Genomic DNA, 17,414 nt, shown 5'->3' on the forward strand with positions numbered 1-17,414 from the left:
GAAGGCGCGATGATAAGAGTCGCAGGCCGGGGCGGCAATGCCCCAGCGGCGATCAGCGCTGGGCGGCGAGGGTGATCGATACCGATTCGGCAAAGCGCAGCGCGTGAGGCTTGTCGACCTCGACCTCGGCGTACCGCACGGCCTCGTGCTGCATGACCAGGTCGAGCAACTCCTGAGTCAGGCGCTCGAGCAGGGCGAAGCGATTGCCCTCGACGTGCTGAATCACCGCCTTGGTGATGGTGCGGTAGTTGAGGGCGTGATCGATGTCGTTGTCGCGCACGGCCTCCTGGGCCGGGTAGAGGATGGTGAGGTTGATCAGCACATCCTGCTTGTTGACGATCTCGTCTTCGTTGATGCCGATAAACGTGCGCAAGCGCAGATCCTTGACCCGGATGCGCGCAGTGCCTGGCTCCAGTTGTGGCATTAATCGTTACTCCGTCGAATCAATTGCAGAAATTCCTGGCGAGTGGTGCTCGACTCGCGAAAGGCGCCGAGCATCACCGAGGTATTCATCAGCGAGTTCTGTTTTTCCACGCCGCGCATCATCATGCACATGTGCTTGGCCTCGATCACTACCGCCACGCCGGAAGCTGCGGTAACGCTCTGTATGGCGTCGGCGATTTCGCGGGTCAGGTTTTCCTGGATCTGCAGACGCCGGGCGAACATGTCGACGATGCGGGCGATTTTCGACAACCCCACCACTTTACCCGTTGGAATGTAGGCCACGTGCGCCTTGCCGATAAAGGGCAGCAGGTGATGTTCGCACAACGAGTAGAGCTCGATGTCCTTGACGATCACCATCTCGTCGTTGTCGGAGGCGAACAGCGCGCCGTTGACGATCTCCTCGACCGTCTGGCTGTAGCCGTGACACAGGTATTGCATGGCCTTCGCGGCGCGTTTGGGGGTGTCGCGCAGTCCTTCGCGGTCCGGGTCTTCGCCCAGCTTCTTGAGAATTTCACGGTAGTGGTCTGGCAGATTGGAAGTCATCGCAGGGTCATCCTCGCGGGCGCTTTATTTCAGATGGCGGCCGCCGTTGACGGGCAGAGTGGTTCCGGTGACGTAGGGATTGTCGAGCAGATAGCGCAGGCTCTGGTAGATCACTTCAGCGCCGGGCTCGATGCCCAGGGCCGATTTGCTCAGGGCTTTGGCTCGATAAGCCGCATCGTCATCGGGATTGAACTGGATCAGTGCGGGGGCGATACCGTTGACCTTGATCGCCGGGGCCAAGCGGGCGGCGAATGACAGGGTCAGGCTATCGAGGCCGGCTTTGCTGGCGCAGTAGCCGATGTGTCGGGCACTGCCCTTGCGGGTGACATCGTCACTGATATGGATGATGTCGGCCGGGCCGCCGTGCTGGAGCAGCTCGGCGCAGTGCAGGTTGATCAGGTAAGGGGCGCGCAGGTGCACATTGAGCATGCGTTGCAGCGCGTCCTCGGCGTCGTCGGTCAGCCACAGCGATGCGTTGTGGACGATGGCGCGTAGCGTCGCAGTGGTGGCCTTGAGCGTGGCAATGAAGGCTTCGATGCCGGCCTCGGTGGCGAAATCGGCAAACAGCGTTTGCGCGCCGGCGGCCTGCAACTGCTTTACCCCAGGGCGTTCGCTGCGATAGCTGGCGATGACCGGCTGCCCCTGTTCCAGCAGGCGCAGTGCGCAATGCAAACCGATGCGCTGGCTGGCGCCGGTGATCAGAATAGGGGCGGGGGCAGGCATGACGGGCTCGTGGTGTGTGCAAAGGGCCGTGGCATCCTGGGGCCGGGTAGCACGGGGTTTGCAGCAAAGTTATACCACTGGCCAGTCTTGTACAACCTTACCCGTGCATTAGCGTGTGGACGTTGCGGCCTGCACAGGGGACGCTATCGCGGGCTTCGGCGCCGGATGCAACCAGCCGGCCAGCAGGCGCGAAGAGAGCGGTATGAACCAGCACACCATGATCGGCGTCAGCACCAGGGTGCTGAGCATGATTCGTGGCACCAGGCTCATCTCGCTCAACCAGTGGCCCAGCAGAAAGTTGAAGGCCAGGTTGACCGGGAAAAACGCCAGCCACACGGCCACGGACTGCTTCCAGCGCGGTGGGTGAGAAGGGTGGGCGACGTTGCCGAACCAGCCGTCGGTGCCGGCCACGCGGTGCTCGTGGGGCTGGGCGAACAGACCGCTGCCACGCTGTAGCCAGGATTGGCGCGAGGCCGAATGCTCCCAGGCGTGCAGGGTTGCTTCATCGGCGAAGCGGAAGATGATCTGGAATTCGTCGTCGTCGGGGGGCGGAGCCAGCACGCCGGAACCCAGGTAGCCAGGAAAGTCGGTGGCCAGGTGTTCGCCTTCGTGCAGCCAGGCAATCAGTTCCTGGTAATGACCTTCGGCAGCGCGGCGCGCGACCATGAGGGTGACGGGTGAGGTCGACATTGTGTATCTCCGTACGTATCGAGCGTCCTGGGTAAGGGGCTCAAAAAAAGCGCAGCGCCGGGGTGGTGGGCTGTGCTTCAGGGCTGGGCGGCTGCAGGTAGTGCAGCCATCGGCGATAACGCCTGATCAGACAAGCAAGGATTATTCCGGATTGTGAGGTGTGTTGCAGCATGTATCGGACAGGCCGACGAATTCAGCGGCGCTATCCTGCACGAGCGCCATGAGGGTTAGAATGTCGGCACACTCGCTAACCCTCGGTTTTGCCCGCAATGACTGATTTCTCCTCCGATCTGCGCGATAGTCAGGCTCTGCACAGCGAAGAGCTGTTCCCGATTCGCGAGGTGTCGCGAGTCACGGGTATCAATCCCGTCACGCTGCGGGCCTGGGAGCGGCGCTACGGTCTGATCCAGCCAACGCGCACTGAAAGCGGGCATCGCTTGTATTCGCGCGCCGATATCGACGACGTCCGTACCGCGCTGATGTGGATCGAGCGTGGCGTAGCGGTGAGCAAGGTCGGCAAGATTCTTGCCCGCACCCATGGCGCTCATGGCGACAACGCCGAGCAGGGCGGTGCCCGTGCCGAGTGGCATGAGTGGCAGGCCCAGGTGCGCCGGGCCGTGGCCGCGTTCGATGAGCCACAGCTGGAGCGCATCTACGGCCAGGTGTTCTCCAGCTACCCGCTGGTGGTGGCATTTCAGGAAGTGCTGATGCCGGTCTGGCAGACCTTGCTGGGGCGCCAGGAAGGCTACGGGCATACCAGTGAATGGCTGTTTCTTGACAGTTTTCTGCGAGCCCGTGCCCTGCAGCGTCTGCAGCTTACCCGTGGGCATGGCCAGGCCTGGGTCGTGGTGGTGGCCGCCATGCCCGGGCCGACCCGCGAACTTGAAGTGCTGGTGGCTGGCTTGATGCTGGCCGGTCCGCAGGTGGACGTCCACGTGCTGGCGTTGGGGCAGCCCTTGAACGAACTGAGCCTGGTGTGCGAGAAGATCCAGCCCCATGCTCTGGCGCTGTTCTCACATCGCCCGCTCAATGGCGAGCAGCCGCGGCAGTTGCTCAAGCTGGGGATGACGCTCGAGTGCCCGCTGATGCTGATGGGCGAGGCTTCCGAGCTGGCGCATGAAGTGCTGATCGGCACGCAGATCGCTTGCCTGGGCGGCGAGGGGCGATTGATGCAGCGACGTCTTTTGCAATATCTGGAGGGCCATCTGGATACTTGAGCGAAGGCGTTGCATGTGTACAGGCTTCACCGGTCCCCTCGCCGCCGAACGCGCACCCTTGCCCCCACAGGGTTGAGCGTGAGTCGTACGCCCACAGGAGCAAAGCTTGCTCGCGAAGAGGCCAGCGGACGCGACACAAAGCGGCGATCAGGCATGCAGCTGAGGATGGCTCAACTGGTGCTGCTGCAAAATGAATTGCCGCAGGCGCTCGGTTTCCTGTGCGGTATTTTCCTGCAGGCGGTACGCGAACAGGCCATCGGCGGTCTTGCGCTGGCGCTTGCCTTTCATGGCCATGGCACTGAAGCCGTCTGGCGCGAACCACGCCGACAGTACCAGTGGCGCCGCGCGGTCTCGGGCTTCGATGAGCATACCGTTGAACGACAGCTCCCGTGCCCACAGGCCAGTCGGCTTGCCGTCATCGCTCTGCAGCGAGACTGGCGTCGCCAGCGTCAAGCGCCACGGGCGAATCATCGGGCCATCCTCATAAATGGTCGGCGCCCCGAGCTTGATATGCTGGGCGTGAAACTCGTCTTCAACCAGCTGTAGCGGAAAGCTGATCTGCTGGTTTTCGAATTGTGCCTGGATCGTCACGTGATCCTGGGCCACCAGTCGGGTCAGCAAGTCCTTTATCTGCACACCGCCATTCACCAGCAAGCTGGCCGTGGCATCGCGCACGTTCAGCTGCGGGTTGTGTTGCATCGTCTGAATGAAGTCCAGCTCATCCTGTGTCAGGAGGGCGTCAGATTGCATGCTCGTGCTCGACAGATAAAAGACGGAAGGGCGACTATTTCGACCGCAGTTTATCAATTTTGTTACGGCCGCTGGTCACCTTCTTGCTGTTCGCCTTGAAGTGCTGCGATTTGCTTTTGAGCCCGCTCAAGGCTGCGCTCCAGTTCGACGATTCGCTGCCGTGCCGCCACCACGTCGCTGACGTCCTTCTGAATACCGATGTAATAGGTGCGTTGGCTGGCGTCGTGGCGCACCGGGGTAATGGACAGTTCGTTCCAGAACAGGCTGCCGTCCTTGCGATAGTTGCGCAGAATCTGCCGGCTCGGCTGGCCGTTGTCGATCGCCTCGCGCAGCGATCGCAAGGCAGCGTCATCCCGTTCGCCGTTCTGCAGGAAGCGACAGTCGCGATACAGGGTTTCATTGGCCGAGTAGCCCGTGAGGCGCTCGAAGGCCGGATTGGCATAGATAAGGATGTTGTCTTCGCCTTCCTGTTCGGCAATGACGATGCCGTCGTTTGAGGCGTTGACCATCAGCTGTAGCAGATTGGCATTGATCATCGAGCTTTTTTGCTCCACTGATTGGCCCCTATAGGCGCGATTGAGCGGGTATTGCAGAGGATACGCAAAAACCGGCGGCGCGGATCATGGCTAACTGCGATTGGCGCGGGGGCATTCGAAGTCTTTCGGGGCAGCTGGTATCATCTGGCGTTTAACCTGTTACAGGACCTGCGCCATGAAAGTCGCTGTGTTTTCCGGTTCCGTCTACGGTGTGGCCGAAGATGTCGCCCGCCGCGCCGAGTCGCTGTTCAAAGCGGCGGGCTTCGAGGTGTTCTACAGCCCTCGCGCCACGCTCGACGAGTTGCTGGGCTTCGCACCCCAAGCGCTGCTGGCAGTAACCTCGACCACGGGCCTGGGTGAATTGCCGGACAGCCTGCAAGAGCTCTACGGACAATTGCGTGATCAACTGCCGGCGGCCTTGCGCGGTTTGCCAGGCGCGGTGATCGGCCTTGGCGATGCCAGCTACGACGACACCTACTGCGGCGGCGGCGAGATCATCCGTGAGCTGTACGCCGAGCTGGGCGTAGAGGAAGTGCAACCGATGCTGCGCCTGGATGCCAGCGAGACGGTCGACCAGGAAGACGATGCCGAGCCCTGGTTGCAGGCACTCATCGCCCACCTCAAGGGCTGACCGGCGTCAGTCCACGTTCGCGCAGCAATTGCAGCCAGGCTTGGGCCGCCCGCGACAGATAGGCGCCCTGGCGCCAGATGAACGCGATATCCCAACGCAGATGGCTCGCCTCCACCAGTCGCAGGCGAATCACCCCCGGCCGCACCAGGGCGCGGGCGACCACGCTGGGCAGCAGCACCACGCCTTGGCCAGCCGCCACCAGTGCCGCGAGGAAATCCGCCTGGCCGCTGCGGCCGCCCTCCTTGGGCGTGAAGCCTGCCGCCTGGCACGCTTGCAGCAAGCGATCGTTGAGTACGAAGCTGCGCTGATATAGCAGGAACGGCGTATCTGCCAGTTCCGCCAGGTGCACTTGTTGATTACCTGCCAAGGGATGGTCGGCGGGCAACAGCGCATCGAGCGGCTCATCGCAGAACGGCTGGGAAGCGAACGCCGGATTGTTCGAGGTCAGCGCACCGCCCAACTCGAGCTCACCGTTGAGCACCGCTTGCTCGATTGTCCGGCTGCCGCCTTCGAGCAGGTGCACCTCGATGTTCGGATACCGCAGGCGATAGGCCGCGAACAGGCTGGCGAACAAGGTGTTGCTGCCCAGCAGCGGTAGCCCCACGCGCAGCTCGCCGCGGGCCAGTTGGCTGAGGTCGTCGAGTTCGCGGTGCATCTCCTGGCGCAGCCGCAACATGGCGTCGGCATGTTGCAGGACGGTATGGCCGGCTGCCGTCAGTTGCAACGGTTGGCCCTGGCGCTCGATGAGCTTCACCCCCAGGCTCTGTTCAAGCTGCGCGACCTGTTTGCTCACTGCCGATTGGCTGATATGCAGGGTCAGGGCCGCTTGGGTGAATCCGCCTTGGCGTACCACTTCGGCAAAGCTGCGTAACTGCTTGAATTCCACGATGCAGCCCCATTGGCATTCCGGATTGGAATCGAGTGTAGTCTAATAATTCTCTTTTGGGATGGTGGGGTGGTTCGTAAACTGCCTCTACTGCAGAGGTCCAATCGATGAATCCCACCCGCGTTAAATACTGGTCCAGGGCCGCCACCGAAATGGCTATCCTGCTGGCACTCTGCCTGTTTGGCGGTCAAATGGCTGCATGGTTTCACTGGCCCATTCCGGGTGGCGTGATCGGCCTCGGTTTGCTGCTGCTGGCTTTCGCCTTCAACGTGGTCAAGCCCGCTTCGCTGCAACTGGGCGCCGGGCTGTTGATGGCCGAAATGCTGCTGTTCTTCATACCGGCGCTGATGAGCATGCTCGACTACGGCACTCTGCTGCGTCAGGAGGGCCTGCGTATCGGCGTGGTGATCGGCATCAGTACCCTGGTGGTGATGCTGGTGACGGCCTTTACCGTGGATGCCGTATGCCGCTGGAAAATGCGCCATGACGCCTGAACCTATGCCGTTGTTCTGGCTCGCGCTGACGTTGCTGGCCTATCTGTTCAGTCGCTGGTTGTATCGACGGACTCGCCGCTACTTGTTGTCGCCGCTGATTCTGGTGCCTGCGCTGCTGTTTGCGGTGGCAGTACCGATGCACACAGGCTATGCCGAATATTCCAGCAGTACTCATTGGTTGCTGCTGGTGCTGGGGCCGGTGACCGTGGCCTTTGCTATTCCGATCTGGCAGCAGCGGGCGTTGCTGGCGCGGCACTGGCTGGCGTTGCTGCTGGGCATGCTGGTGGGCAGCTGCGCCTCGATCGCCAGTTCCTGGTGGTTGGCGCGGGCCTTGGCACTCGACAGCTCAGTGGCGCTTTCGCTGGTACCGCGCTCGATCACCACACCGTTCGCCATGCCGTTGTCCCATGACCTGGGTGGCTTGCCGGATCTAACGGCGGTATTCGTGCTGTTCACCGGGGTATTCGGTGCGATGCTCGGCGGTATCCTGCTCAAATGGCTACCCTTGCGCAGCCCGCTGGCGCGTGGCGCATTGTTTGGGGTAGGCGCACACGGCGCGGGCGTCAGCCGTGCGCAAGAGGTCGGCAGCGAAGAGGGCTCGGTGGCGGGCCTGGTGATGGTGCTGACCGGCCTGCTCAACCTCTTTGCCGCGCCACTGCTGGGCGCGATTATCTGATCAGCGGTGACGTGTCTGGCAGCCATGGTCTGAGGCGTTGGCGCCCTCAGGTCGCGCCTTGGCGCCCAAGGCCTGACTCGCAAGGCCATGAAGCTGGCTGCCAAGGCAACTGCCCGCTGCCTCTTGCTCTGCGTAGACTCGCCCCAAGGACGCACAAGCAAGTGCCTGGGTGAATGCCATGATTGCAATCCGTATAGGCGCCGTCGCGCGTGCCTCATCGACGATACCCGACGCCCCGCACTGCGCAATCCCGCGCAGTGGCGGCCGTCGACAGCCGGGGCAGCGATGATGCCCCTGGGCGAGATCCCGCTGGGCGTCTGGCGCACGCGGTCGCAGGCTTTGAGCTTCAATGGCCACAGTATCCGCTACTGGGCTGCGGGGCGCGGCGAGCCGTTATTGCTGTTGCACGGCTTTCCCACCGCCAGCCACGATTGGCATTATCTGTGGAAGCCGCTGGTCAGCCAGTACCGTGTGATCGCCTGCGACATGCTGGGGTTCGGCGACTCGGCCAAGCCCGGTCGCCACGCCTACAGTCTGCTGGAACAGGCTGATCTGCAGCAGGCACTGCTGGCGCATCTGAATATCACCGAACCCGTGCATCTGCTGGCCCATGATTACGGGAGCAACGTCGCTCAGGAGCTGATATTTCGCCATACCCAGCAGCAGATCCGAATTGCCAGCTGTGTGTTTCTCAATGGTGGGCTGTTCGCCGATGCCCATCGCCCCGCCAGGCTGCAGCGGTGGCTATCAGGGCCTGTGGGGTGGTGGGTGGGGCGGGTCTTCGATCGCGCCGCTCTGGTGCGCAGCATTCCCGAACTTTACGGCCCCGACACCGGCCCCAACGAAAGCGAGCTGGACGATTGCTGGCAACTGCTGACGCGCAATCAGGGCCCGCGGGTGTTTCATCGTTTGATGGGATATCTGCAAGAGACCCGCGCCCATGGCGAACGCTGGACTCAGGCCATGCAGGAAGGGGGCGTGGCCATGCGCATGATCGTCGGCGGCAGCGACCGTATCGCCGGTGTGCGCATGCTCGAGCGCTATCGGCAGCTAATGCCCGGTGCCGATACGGTGTTGCTGCCGGATATCGGCCACTACCCGCATACCGAAGCGCCGACCCAGGTGCTGCGCCATTTTCGCGAGTTTCATGCACCCGTCACACGTCGCGTTGCCGTGCTTTGACGCCACGCGCAGCTGTGTGCAAGTGATCAACCCCCACAAAATGCAGGCATAAAAAAGGCCACTGCATAGGCAGTGGCCAAAACAAGACGTTCACTTGAAGGAGCAACAAAACGTCAGAACAACGGAACAACACAGGAGCAAACAAACACAGTTCGACAACAAGGGCAGGATGCAGCGCTTTGATTAACAGAGCGTTAACCGCCGTGATCGTCGATCAGTGAGTTGATTTTAGGCGCTTGAGGTGTCGGGAAAAACTACTGATCGCGACATTCACTGTTACCTGCACCGCAACAGTAAGGACTGCGCCATTTCAGTGCATGACGGTGACGGCCGTCGGCAGGTGATGCAAACGGTCGGTCAGGCGCAGGCGCTGGATCGGGTCCTCTGTGAGCAACAGGGCGTGCTCCAGATCGTAGCGCTCGGCCTGCGGGCACTCGAGGCGCTGGTACAGTCCGGCCCTGGACAGGTAATCGGCGGCGGTGGCCGATCCCAGCTCCATTACGCGTTCGGCATCCTTGAGGGCCGCGATGGGATTGTCGTGGCTGGCATGCAACTGGCGCAGATTGCGTGAAAGCCGTTGCAGCATCTGGCGTCCCGAGGCTTCCAGCAGGTGATCGGCTTTCAGGGATACCTGTGGGCCGAACTGGCGACCGAGCAGTTCGCGGCAATCCACAGGATAGAGACGGCGCCCACCGCAAGGGTCCAGCAGGTGATCGGCACCGGGCACACGGAGCAGAAAGTGACCGGGAAAATTCACGCCTGTCAGTGGAATATCCAGGCGACGCGCCAGCTCCAAAGCAATCAACGCCAAAGGCAGGGATTGCCCGCGCTTGCGCTCCAGCACTTTGTCGAGCAAGGCGGCCTGGGGGCGCAGGGGGTGGAAGTCGTCTTGTTGAAAACCCAGGCTGTTGAGGCGGCGCAACAAGGGTTGTGCAAGTTCGCTGACGGGCAGCATAGGCAGCCCGATACTGACTTCCAGCTGTAATTCGCGAAAGCCGCGCAGGATCTTGTCGGGATGCACTTGCGGGTCGTGCTCGGCGGCGATCCACAGCGCCGCCTCAAAGGTCGCGACAGGACTGCGCGTCAGGCATTCGAGGCAAGCATTGCGTGGGCTCATGGCGGTCTCCGCGTTTGCACCAGTTTTAGTCCTGCCAGCGAGTTTCGTCCAGTGTCACGGGCGCCAGTGGTGAAGAGATCGTCATTCATGAATCTTTCTGCATGGCAACGGCGGGCTCCTATACTCATCCGATAACAAAAAACCGGAGCTCGCCGATGTTCGCGCTGATGCAAAGCACCCGTACCGAGTCCGTGCACCTGGCCTACGACCAGCCCACCGGGTTGCGCGCCGTCATCGCTATTCACAACAGCAGCGCCGGCCCCGCCATTGGCGGTTGTCGCTACCTGGCGTACCCCGACGACGAGAGCGCCATGGGCGATGCCATACGCCTCGCCCAAGGGATGAGCTACAAGGCGGCGCTGGCTGGCTTGCAGGTGGGCGGCGGCAAGGCCGTGATCATCCGCAGCCCCCATGTGGAGAATCGCGCGCTGCTGTTCGAGGCGTTCGGGCGTTTCATCGAGGGGCTGCAAGGCCGCTATGTGACCGCCATCGACAGCGGGACTTCAACGGCGGATATGGACTGCATCGCCCAGACCACCCAATACGTCACCAGCACCTCCGCTGCCGGCGACCCCGCGCCACATACGGCCATGGGGGTGTTCGCCGGCATCCGCAGCACGGCCATGGCGCGCTTGGGCACTGATGACCTGCACGGTTTGCGGGTAGCGATACAAGGGCTGGGGAAAGTCGGCTATGCCTTGGGCGAGCAGTTGCATGCGGCGGGTGTGGAGCTGCTGGTCAGTGATCTCGACCAAGGCCGGGTACAGTTAGCGATGGAGCAATGGGGCGCCCGCCCGGTGGCGGCGGAAGCTTTGCTGTCGACCCCCTGCGATATCTTCGCGCCTTGCGGGCTGGGTGGCATTCTGACCGGGCAAAGCGTTGGTCAGCTGCGCTGCGCCGCCATTGCCGGTGCCGCCAACACCCAACTGACCACCTTGAACGTCGCCGATCAGTTGGAAGCGCGGGGGATACTTTACGCTCCGGACTACGTCATCAACGCAGGAGGATTGATCTACGTCACCCTCAAGCATCAAGGCGACGCGCTTGGCAGCATTACTCAGCGCCTGGCCGGGATCAGCACGCGGCTGACCGAGATCTTCGCCCATGCACAGGCCGAGAAGCGCTCACCGGCGCGAGTCGCCGAGTTGCTGGCGGAGCGCTTGGTGTACGGGGCTTGACGTAGTCGGGGCCAAGCTCCTCGTTACACCAATCCCCTGTAGCGAAGGGCTGCCCCCAAAAAGGCCCTCACGCGGCCGCAACACGGCGCTGATTACTCATCGGCAGCGTTCTCGGCACCCAGTTCGGCCAGCGCGCTGGCGTTGTTCTTGAAGGCGGCGGCGAATACCGCGCGATTCTTGGCCATGTAGATACTGGCATCTTCGGCATTTTTTTCCGAAAGTCCCGGGACATTCTTGAGCAAGACTTCGGTCAGGGATTCAGCCAGCTCGAGCATTTGGTCGTGTGCATCGGCGAGTTTACGATCCACGAATGTCGTCTCCAGGTCTCGGGTGCTGCGATACAGGGTTTCAACAGCCATTGTTTGGCCTCGTCGTCAGTTGCAGTGAGGGAGGCGAAGCTGCCTCGTCAAGTACTGTGTATTTATACAGTTAAATGTCAGGCAGAGCAATACCTCTGGCCTGCGAGGTTTATAGCAGCCCAGCGACATCACGCCACGTGCCTAAGCATCGCCGACAACCATCTTATTGAACGCAATGGCCTTTTTTCTGCATGGAAGGGTCATGTTCGTCCCGTACTCTGCCTCACGGCGCGACGCCGTATCAGGGTCTTCTCAGCTACCGAGGTGTGATCGATGGAAATGAAATGGGCCGACAGGCTGCGCAAGACCCTGCATTCGCAGGCCGATTCCCTGGGCAATCTGTGCGTGGAGGCATTCCACTACCTGGCCTTGTTCGGGATCGGCGCAATTACCGCCTATGCAGCAGTGGCGACGTTTGTCGGCATGCTCGAGAAGGGCAGCGTATCGGTAGACGACATCCTGCTGCTGTTCATCTACCTGGAGCTGGGGGCGATGACCGGGATCTATTTCAAGACCAACCACATGCCCATCCGCTTTTTGCTCTACGTCGCCATCACTGCGTTGACACGCCTGCTGATTGGCGATGTCTCGCACCACAATCCACCGGATCTGGGCATCATCTATCTGTGCGGCGGGATTTTGTTGCTGGCGTTTTCGATCCTGGTGGTGCGCTACGCATCGGCGCGTTACCCATCGGTCAAGGAGAAGGCAGAGGGCTGATCAGCGCGTCCGCGAATAGACTGCGCACCATCGCCACCCAGAGCGCCCATGCGTGGGCCTAAGTGGTGCGGTCGATAGGGTAGGGGATTTCCCAAACCCGGTCGGAAACCGGGTGTTGGCAGGTGATGAATCAAAGCCCGGCGAGGTTGGCGGATCGGTTCCAGCCCTTGTCGGGCTTGGGCAACAGCGCGGGGCTGTCGCGATCGGTCATGGCGGCGAGGATGGCCATGGCGCTGTCGCCCTGCTCGATAGCGATGCCGAATTGCACGCTCTCGATCAGACGTTTCAGGCGCTTGGGATCGTTGCGCTGGGCGGCACTGATCATGCGCTTGGCGACCACCCCGGTTTCGTTGGACAGCGTCAACATGATGCTGCCGTCGAGGCGCTCGATGCTCAGATTGACCCGATACTGAGGTTGAAACGCGTCACTGATACTTTGAAAGGGATTGTCCATGGCGTTTCACCTGATCTGTTCAAGACTGCACTTATTGACTGGGCGTGATCACGATTAGTTCGCCGCGCCAGACCACTGGTGGGTCCTCTGCTCCTTGCTGGCAATTTGACTTCGAGATGTACGTCAAGCGTCGTTTGTAACAGTAGTGATAAAGCAAGGGCCATGCCGGTTTTGTCAGACAATCGATTGACGGTCATAAAAAAAGGCGAGCCCTTGGCTCACCTTTTTTGTGTGGACAATCAATCAACTATTGCGTAATTGCTCTTTCTCGAGGAATTCCTCTTCAAGCAGAGCGTCGGCTTCGCTGCCCTCGGTCGAGGTGCCGGGAGCGGATGCGCGCCGCTGGCGAAGTTTGCCAAACAGGTGCTCCAGTGCGTGATCGAGCTTGACCGCCGCGCCGTCCACTGCCAGGTCCAGGGTGGGTGCCTTGTGGGTCACGGAAATCGGTTGGTGGCCCTTGGGCCGTGCTTCCATCTGGCAGCGTTTGTCCTGCGGACCGGCCTTGTCGCCGTTCTCGTCGCTGAGATGGACTTCAATACGGGTGAGGTCTTCCTCGTAGCGCTCCAGCGTGCTTTCTACTGTGGTTCTTACCCACTCCTCCAGTCGGATGCTGCTTTCGATATGGTTGTCGCTATTGACTTGGATTTGCATAGTTCAGCCCTTATTCAGCTAGCTCGCAAGAAGTCGGATGGACCATCGCGAAACGCGGGTATTTCCATCCGCTCTTGATTACAAGGTCAGGCACCGGGAGTTGGAATTCAACCCCCAGAACTAAATAAATAATTAGTGAACGTTTCAGAAAGCCACAGAAGTCTGGAGATAGACGGTTCGCGGCTGCCCTACGTACTTGCCCTTGTTGTTGTCGTCGTACGAGCGCGTAAAATACTCGTGGTTGAACACATTCTTGACCCCCACGGCGACGTTCAGGTTCGATAACTGCGGGCCGAAATCGTAGCCCGCGCGGCCATTGAACAACACGTATCCGGGGATTCGCCCGGTGCTGCCGTCGGCACTTTCAGCCACGGTATTCTCGTTGTCGGCGAACTGGCTGCTCTGGTACTCGCCATCGACGTTAAGCTTCCATTGGCCCTTGGTATAAGACACGCCCAGGGTGCCTTTGTGTTTTGACGAGAACGGCACGCGATTGCCGTGGTTGACCCCCGCTTCGCGGATAGTCGCGTCAACATAGGCGTAGGTGGCATACACCTCGTAACCGGCCAGCGCCGGGCTCAAGCCATCCAGCGCGTAGTTGATGCTGCTCTCGATGCCTTGGTGGCGGGTCTTGCCGCGCGCGATGACGGTGTCGTTGGTCTGGTTGCTGTCGTACTGATTGTCGAAGTCGATCAGGAAGGCGCCCAGTTCGGCCTTGATGCGCCCGTCGTCATAGCGAGTCCCCAGCTCCCAGGTGCGTGCTTTCTCGGGTTTGACTTCGCCGCTGGTGACGCGGTTGGGCATCTGGCTGTACTGCACGCTGCCGAACGACCCCTCGGTATTGGCGTACAGATTCCAGCTGTCGGTCAGGTGATACATCACGTTGAGTGCCGGCAGCGGCGTGTTGTAGCTGCCGGAGTACTTGGCGCGGGTGAGCAGGTTGGTCTGCTGCGAATCGATCATCTCGTAACGAATGCCGGGGGTGAACGTCCACTTGCCGATGTCGATGCGGTCATCGATGAAAAACGCATGGGCTTCGGTCGAGCCGCGGGTATCTCGGTCGTTGCGGCTGTCGGTGCTGGGCATCAAGCCTGAGGCGATGGACTCGCGATAGCGTAATTCGTGGCCGGCTTCGCTGATATAGCGATAGCCCATGCCTACCTCGTTCCAGCTGTCACCCAGGGCGAAACCCTGAGAGAAGTGGGTCTCGACCCCGCGCACCCAGTATTCGCGTGGCGACAGCGACATGAACGTGCCCTGGTCGAGGTAGCCGCTGCGCAGGGTGTTGGTGAAGAAGCTGTTGACGGTGAACTCGCGGGCATCCTGCTGGTAGCGATAGCCGACGTTGAACAACGTGCGACGGCCCCAGAACTTGTCTTTCAGGCGTGTGGACTGGTAGGGATCGTCCTTGTAGGCCGCACTGCTCAGGCCGCCGGGCATGTCCGCTTCGCCCTCGTAGTACTGGGCCATGGCGTGCACGCTGTTGGCCTCGTCGATCTGATAGTTGCCCTTGAGGATCAGGTCGTCGATCTGCGTGTCGCTGTGTTCGCGCCAGTCGCCGCCGCGCACCCCGGAGTAGAGGATCGCGCCGCCCAGGCCGTTGGCGTTGGTGCCGCCGGCCATCAGGTTGCCGGTGGTCTTGAAACCGTCGTGGCTGGAGGACGGCGCGGTTTCGGTCTGCAGGCCGCCCTTGAGGGTCGGCTCGTCGGGAATGGCGCGAGTCACGAAGTTGACGATGCCGCCGACGTTCTGCGGGCCGTAACGCACCGCGCCGCCGCCGCGCACTACATCGACGGCGTCCATGTTGCCCATGCTCACCGGCGCGAATGACAGTTGCGGCTGGCCGTACGGTGCGAACGGCACCGGGATGCCGTCCATCAACACGGTGGAGCGGGTCGCCAGACGTGGATTGAGGCCGCGGATACCGAAGTTCAGCGCCATGTCATGGCTGCCGGTACCGTTGTTGAGCGGCGCGTTGACCCCAGGGATGCGATTGAGGACTTCGCGGGCGCTGGTCGCACCGCTGCGCTCGAAGGATTCACGGCGAACCACGTCGCGTGCACCCGGATGTTCGAAGACGTTGGTCTGGTCGGCCTGGCCCAGCCAGTCGCCGACGACCGTGGAGGCGCCCAGCTCGATAGGGGCATTGACCGTGGCAGCCGCGCCGGGGGCTTTTTCGAGACTGTAGGCATTGGCGCCGGACGCCTTGGCTTGCAGGCCAGTGCCTTGCAGCAGCCGTTGCAGCCCCTGTTCGACGCTGAATTCCCCTTCCAGGCCGGGGCTTTGCAGACCGCCGACGCTGTCGGACGCGAAGGAGATCAGCACGCCGGTTTCCCGGCCGAATTGATTCAGGGCGCTTTCCAGCGAACTGGGCGCGATGTGGTAGCTGCGGGTCGGCGTTTGCGCGCCATGGGCCAGCGGCAGGCCGCTCAAACTGAGGCTCGCGCCCAGCAACAGGCAACGCAGTGAACGGGCGATCGGAGTGGGCGTGAATGACATCGCAGAACCTGTATGAGGGGCGGTGTAGAGGGGAGTTACCCTCTCTGTCACGCGAGATCGGCAAATCGGCTCATGCGGGTGCAAAAAATTTCGTTGAGGCCCTTGAATCCGCCCTCAAACCCGCGCTTCGACACTGACCCAGTAGCGCGTGCGCCGCGTGATCTGCAACGGCAGCGCAACGGTCAGCAGATCAAGAATGCGGTCGGTGTCGTCCAGCGGATAGCTGCCGGAAATCCTCAAATCGGCAACCCGCGGATCGCACTGCACATGCCCGCGGCGATAACGGCTCATTTCCTCGATGAAATCGCCCAGGCGCATGCCGGCGGCGACCAGCATGCCGTCGATCCAGGCGCCGCCGTTGGCATCGGTCACAACTGGCGGCGACCACTGCTGGTGGCTGAACCGCGTTTGACGGCCGCGCTGCAGCACCAATGGATAACCGCGCAGAGCTTGCGGGCTGACATTGGCCACACCCTCGAAAACCGCGACCTGGGTTTGCCCGGCCAGTTGGCGGACGTCGATGCGGCCCTGCTGTGGACGGATCACACCCTGCGCCGTGGTGATGTACAACGGCCGCGGATCGGGCGCGACACTCAACAGAAGCTGGCCTTCGAGCAAGTGGATCAGCCGGCGCTGGCCATCGAAGTGCACGTCCACCGCGCTGGCGGTGTTCAAGTGCAACTGCGAACCGTCATCCAGCGGCATCTGCCGGCGCTCGCCGAAGGGGCTGCGGTAATCGGCCAGCAAGGGCGGCAACACTTGCTGCTGGCGCAAGCCCAACCCGGTTGCGCTGGCCACGCCCAGCACCAGCAGGGCCTTGAGTGCGCGGCGCCGGGCTGCCGAAGGCGGTGCCTTGAGGGTGGCATGGGCCAATGGTCCAGGCACCCCGCGCAAACGCAGATTGATCTGCTGAATATGCTCCCACGCGCGGCGGTGCTCGGCGTCGGCCTCCAGCCAGCGCTGCCAGGCCTGCTGGCGCTGGCTGTCGGTGGCGCCTTCCTGCAATTCCACCAACCAGTACACGGCCTGCTCGGCGACATGGCTGGAAAAGCCGCGAGACGCTGCGTTCATTGGCGCTCTCACAGGGCGAAATAGCAGCGCAGGGCGGCTTTGCCGAGGTGCCGCTTGACCGTAGCAATACTGATGTTCAGCTCGCCGGCGATTTCGCCGTAGCTCAAGCCGTCGACCTGCGCCAGCAAAAACGCGCGCTTGACCGCTACCGGCAGGTCGTCGAGCAATTCGTCGAGTTCGGTCAGGGTCTGCAGAATGATCGCCCGGTATTCCTCGGACGGCACCAACGCTTCGGGCAGCTGCGCCAGGGCCTGATGATAGGCGCGCTCGAGATCCTGGCGACGGTAGTGGTTGAACAGCACGCGCTTGGCGACCGTCGTCAGAAACGCCCGCGGCTCGCGCAGAGGCGGGGTTTCCCGCGCCGTCAGCAGGCGCACGAAGGTGTCCTGGGCGAGGTCGGCTGCCGAGTGCGGGCAGCCCAGGCGATGCCGCAGCCAGCCGGTCAGCCAGCTCTGATGAGCGACGTACAGGCCTTCGACCGTCGAAGAAGCGTCTGAGCTGGGGTGCGACAAGGCGGATCTCCGACGCGCAGCATGCGTTAAAGAATAAGAATTGTTCGCATTGTAATCTTTGTTCAGGAAATTCAGCAATCG

21 protein-coding genes are annotated in these 17,414 nt (G+C 61.9%); 7 read left to right on the top strand and 14 right to left on the bottom strand.

What is annotated here, in order from left to right; genetic code table 11:
• Positions 1-52: 52 nt before the first annotated feature.
• The 4 genes from folX to LIX93_RS05280 all read right to left on the bottom strand — a co-directional run bounded on the left by folX (position 53) and on the right by LIX93_RS05280 (position 2,400).
• Complete coding sequence (gene folX / locus LIX93_RS05265; protein WP_226502964.1) at positions 53-424, bottom strand: dihydroneopterin triphosphate 2'-epimerase; 372 nt, start codon at positions 422-424, stop codon at positions 53-55.
• Positions 424-987: a GTP cyclohydrolase I FolE gene (gene folE / locus LIX93_RS05270; RefSeq protein ID WP_226502965.1), complete on the bottom strand. Its 564-nt coding sequence runs from the start codon at positions 985-987 to the stop codon at positions 424-426. The genes folX and folE overlap by 1 nt, the downstream gene beginning before the upstream one ends.
• A 24-nt stretch (positions 988-1,011) precedes the next feature.
• Entirely contained in the window at positions 1,012-1,710 is a 699-nt protein-coding gene (folM, locus tag LIX93_RS05275; protein WP_226502966.1) for a dihydromonapterin reductase, read from the bottom strand.
• Positions 1,711-1,818: 108 nt separating this feature from the next.
• Positions 1,819-2,400 carry an antibiotic biosynthesis monooxygenase gene (locus tag LIX93_RS05280; RefSeq protein WP_226502967.1) on the bottom strand — a complete coding sequence of 194 codons (582 nt, stop codon included), beginning with the start codon at positions 2,398-2,400 and terminating at the stop codon, positions 1,819-1,821.
• A gap of 269 nt (positions 2,401-2,669) precedes the next feature.
• On the opposite strand from LIX93_RS05280, the gene LIX93_RS05285 reads away from it, so the two are divergent.
• Positions 2,670-3,617, top strand: a complete 948-nt coding sequence (locus LIX93_RS05285) for a MerR family transcriptional regulator (protein WP_226502968.1) — start codon at positions 2,670-2,672, stop codon at positions 3,615-3,617.
• Positions 3,618-3,764: 147 nt separating this feature from the next.
• Here the strand turns inward: LIX93_RS05285 and LIX93_RS05290 are convergent, their stop codons facing one another.
• Together LIX93_RS05290 and LIX93_RS05295 are read right to left on the bottom strand one after the other, a co-directional pair.
• A complete protein-coding gene (locus LIX93_RS05290) occupies positions 3,765-4,367 on the bottom strand; it encodes a hypothetical protein (RefSeq protein WP_226502969.1) in 603 nt (200 codons plus the stop codon).
• 62 nt (positions 4,368-4,429) lie between these two features.
• Positions 4,430-4,903 (bottom strand): PAS domain-containing protein, encoded by a 474-nt coding sequence (locus tag LIX93_RS05295; protein ID WP_226502970.1) that lies wholly within the window; start codon positions 4,901-4,903, stop codon positions 4,430-4,432.
• A 175-nt stretch (positions 4,904-5,078) separates the two neighbouring features.
• Here LIX93_RS05295 and LIX93_RS05300 point away from each other — a divergent pair, with 175 nt between their 5' ends.
• Positions 5,079-5,534 (top strand): flavodoxin, encoded by a 456-nt coding sequence (locus tag LIX93_RS05300; RefSeq protein WP_226502971.1) that lies wholly within the window; start codon positions 5,079-5,081, stop codon positions 5,532-5,534.
• On the opposite strand, the gene LIX93_RS05305 is transcribed toward LIX93_RS05300, so the two are convergent.
• Entirely contained in the window at positions 5,524-6,420 is an 897-nt protein-coding gene (locus LIX93_RS05305; RefSeq protein ID WP_226502972.1) for a LysR family transcriptional regulator, read from the bottom strand. The genes LIX93_RS05300 and LIX93_RS05305 overlap by 11 nt on opposite strands.
• A gap of 107 nt (positions 6,421-6,527) precedes the next feature.
• Here LIX93_RS05305 and LIX93_RS05310 point away from each other — a divergent pair, with 107 nt between their 5' ends.
• The 3 genes from LIX93_RS05310 to LIX93_RS05320 all read left to right on the top strand — a co-directional run bounded on the left by LIX93_RS05310 (position 6,528) and on the right by LIX93_RS05320 (position 8,772).
• Entirely contained in the window at positions 6,528-6,914 is a 387-nt protein-coding gene (locus LIX93_RS05310; RefSeq protein WP_226502973.1) for a CidA/LrgA family protein, read from the top strand.
• Positions 6,904-7,590, top strand: coding sequence for an LrgB family protein (locus LIX93_RS05315; protein WP_226502974.1), 687 nt, complete (start codon positions 6,904-6,906; stop codon positions 7,588-7,590). Before LIX93_RS05310 ends, LIX93_RS05315 begins: the two co-directional genes overlap by 11 nt.
• Positions 7,591-7,878: 288 nt before the next feature.
• Complete coding sequence (locus LIX93_RS05320; RefSeq protein ID WP_226503671.1) at positions 7,879-8,772, top strand: alpha/beta hydrolase; 894 nt, start codon at positions 7,879-7,881, stop codon at positions 8,770-8,772.
• Between the two features lie 310 nt (positions 8,773-9,082).
• Here the strand turns inward: LIX93_RS05320 and LIX93_RS05325 are convergent, their stop codons facing one another.
• Entirely contained in the window at positions 9,083-9,889 is an 807-nt protein-coding gene (locus tag LIX93_RS05325; RefSeq protein WP_226502975.1) for a transglutaminase family protein, read from the bottom strand.
• A gap of 155 nt (positions 9,890-10,044) precedes the next feature.
• On the opposite strand from LIX93_RS05325, the gene LIX93_RS05330 reads away from it, so the two are divergent.
• Positions 10,045-11,067: a Glu/Leu/Phe/Val dehydrogenase dimerization domain-containing protein gene (locus tag LIX93_RS05330; RefSeq protein WP_226502976.1), complete on the top strand. Its 1,023-nt coding sequence runs from the start codon at positions 10,045-10,047 to the stop codon at positions 11,065-11,067.
• A 92-nt stretch (positions 11,068-11,159) separates the two neighbouring features.
• Here LIX93_RS05330 and LIX93_RS05335 read toward each other — a convergent pair whose 3' ends face one another.
• Positions 11,160-11,426 (bottom strand): YebG family protein, encoded by a 267-nt coding sequence (locus LIX93_RS05335; RefSeq protein ID WP_226502977.1) that lies wholly within the window; start codon positions 11,424-11,426, stop codon positions 11,160-11,162.
• A 273-nt stretch (positions 11,427-11,699) separates the two neighbouring features.
• Between LIX93_RS05335 and LIX93_RS05340 the strand changes: the two genes are divergently transcribed.
• On the top strand, positions 11,700-12,146 hold the full coding sequence (locus LIX93_RS05340) for a phosphate-starvation-inducible PsiE family protein (protein ID WP_226502978.1): 447 nt from the start codon (positions 11,700-11,702) through the stop codon (positions 12,144-12,146).
• 130 nt (positions 12,147-12,276) lie between these two features.
• Here the strand turns inward: LIX93_RS05340 and LIX93_RS05345 are convergent, their stop codons facing one another.
• From LIX93_RS05345 to LIX93_RS05365, 5 genes are all read right to left on the bottom strand, one after another.
• Positions 12,277-12,600, bottom strand: coding sequence for a DUF3509 domain-containing protein (locus LIX93_RS05345; RefSeq protein WP_226502979.1), 324 nt, complete (start codon positions 12,598-12,600; stop codon positions 12,277-12,279).
• 243 nt (positions 12,601-12,843) lie between these two features.
• Positions 12,844-13,251: an HPF/RaiA family ribosome-associated protein gene (locus LIX93_RS05350; RefSeq protein ID WP_226502980.1), complete on the bottom strand. Its 408-nt coding sequence runs from the start codon at positions 13,249-13,251 to the stop codon at positions 12,844-12,846.
• 144 nt (positions 13,252-13,395) lie between these two features.
• A complete protein-coding gene (gene fecA / locus LIX93_RS05355) occupies positions 13,396-15,750 on the bottom strand; it encodes a TonB-dependent Fe(3+) dicitrate receptor FecA (RefSeq protein ID WP_226502981.1) in 2,355 nt (784 codons plus the stop codon).
• Positions 15,751-15,864: 114 nt separating this feature from the next.
• Positions 15,865-16,821 carry a FecR family protein gene (locus LIX93_RS05360; protein WP_226502982.1) on the bottom strand — a complete coding sequence of 319 codons (957 nt, stop codon included), beginning with the start codon at positions 16,819-16,821 and terminating at the stop codon, positions 15,865-15,867.
• 8 nt (positions 16,822-16,829) lie between these two features.
• On the bottom strand, positions 16,830-17,333 hold the full coding sequence (locus tag LIX93_RS05365; RefSeq protein ID WP_226502983.1) for a sigma-70 family RNA polymerase sigma factor: 504 nt from the start codon (positions 17,331-17,333) through the stop codon (positions 16,830-16,832).
• Positions 17,334-17,414 lie beyond the last annotated feature (81 nt).

Source organism: Pseudomonas sp. MWU16-30317, from assembly GCF_020515695.1.
In the GTDB taxonomy this organism is placed as follows: domain Bacteria; phylum Pseudomonadota; class Gammaproteobacteria; order Pseudomonadales; family Pseudomonadaceae; genus Aquipseudomonas.

Bases quoted from the DNA above. Each gene is read 5' to 3' on its own strand.
- folX (WP_226502964.1), bottom strand. From the start codon at position 424: ATGCCACAACTGGAGCCAGGCACTGCGCGCATCCGGGTCAAGGATCTG.
- folE (WP_226502965.1), bottom strand. From the start codon at position 987: ATGACTTCCAATCTGCCAGACCACTACCGTGAAATTCTCAAGAAGCTG.
- folM (WP_226502966.1), bottom strand. From the start codon at position 1,710: ATGCCTGCCCCCGCCCCTATTCTGATCACCGGCGCCAGCCAGCGCATC.
- LIX93_RS05280 (WP_226502967.1), bottom strand. From the start codon at position 2,400: ATGTCGACCTCACCCGTCACCCTCATGGTCGCGCGCCGCGCTGCCGAA.
- LIX93_RS05285 (WP_226502968.1), top strand. From the start codon at position 2,670: ATGACTGATTTCTCCTCCGATCTGCGCGATAGTCAGGCTCTGCACAGC.
- LIX93_RS05290 (WP_226502969.1), bottom strand. From the start codon at position 4,367: ATGCAATCTGACGCCCTCCTGACACAGGATGAGCTGGACTTCATTCAG.
- LIX93_RS05295 (WP_226502970.1), bottom strand. From the start codon at position 4,903: ATGATCAATGCCAATCTGCTACAGCTGATGGTCAACGCCTCAAACGAC.
- LIX93_RS05300 (WP_226502971.1), top strand. From the start codon at position 5,079: ATGAAAGTCGCTGTGTTTTCCGGTTCCGTCTACGGTGTGGCCGAAGAT.
- LIX93_RS05310 (WP_226502973.1), top strand. From the start codon at position 6,528: ATGAATCCCACCCGCGTTAAATACTGGTCCAGGGCCGCCACCGAAATG.
- LIX93_RS05315 (WP_226502974.1), top strand. From the start codon at position 6,904: ATGACGCCTGAACCTATGCCGTTGTTCTGGCTCGCGCTGACGTTGCTG.
- LIX93_RS05320 (WP_226503671.1), top strand. From the start codon at position 7,879: ATGCCCCTGGGCGAGATCCCGCTGGGCGTCTGGCGCACGCGGTCGCAG.
- LIX93_RS05325 (WP_226502975.1), bottom strand. From the start codon at position 9,889: ATGAGCCCACGCAATGCTTGCCTCGAATGCCTGACGCGCAGTCCTGTC.
- LIX93_RS05330 (WP_226502976.1), top strand. From the start codon at position 10,045: ATGTTCGCGCTGATGCAAAGCACCCGTACCGAGTCCGTGCACCTGGCC.
- LIX93_RS05335 (WP_226502977.1), bottom strand. From the start codon at position 11,426: ATGGCTGTTGAAACCCTGTATCGCAGCACCCGAGACCTGGAGACGACA.
- LIX93_RS05340 (WP_226502978.1), top strand. From the start codon at position 11,700: ATGGAAATGAAATGGGCCGACAGGCTGCGCAAGACCCTGCATTCGCAG.
- LIX93_RS05345 (WP_226502979.1), bottom strand. From the start codon at position 12,600: ATGGACAATCCCTTTCAAAGTATCAGTGACGCGTTTCAACCTCAGTAT.
- LIX93_RS05350 (WP_226502980.1), bottom strand. From the start codon at position 13,251: ATGCAAATCCAAGTCAATAGCGACAACCATATCGAAAGCAGCATCCGA.
- fecA (WP_226502981.1), bottom strand. From the start codon at position 15,750: ATGTCATTCACGCCCACTCCGATCGCCCGTTCACTGCGTTGCCTGTTG.
- LIX93_RS05360 (WP_226502982.1), bottom strand. From the start codon at position 16,821: ATGAACGCAGCGTCTCGCGGCTTTTCCAGCCATGTCGCCGAGCAGGCC.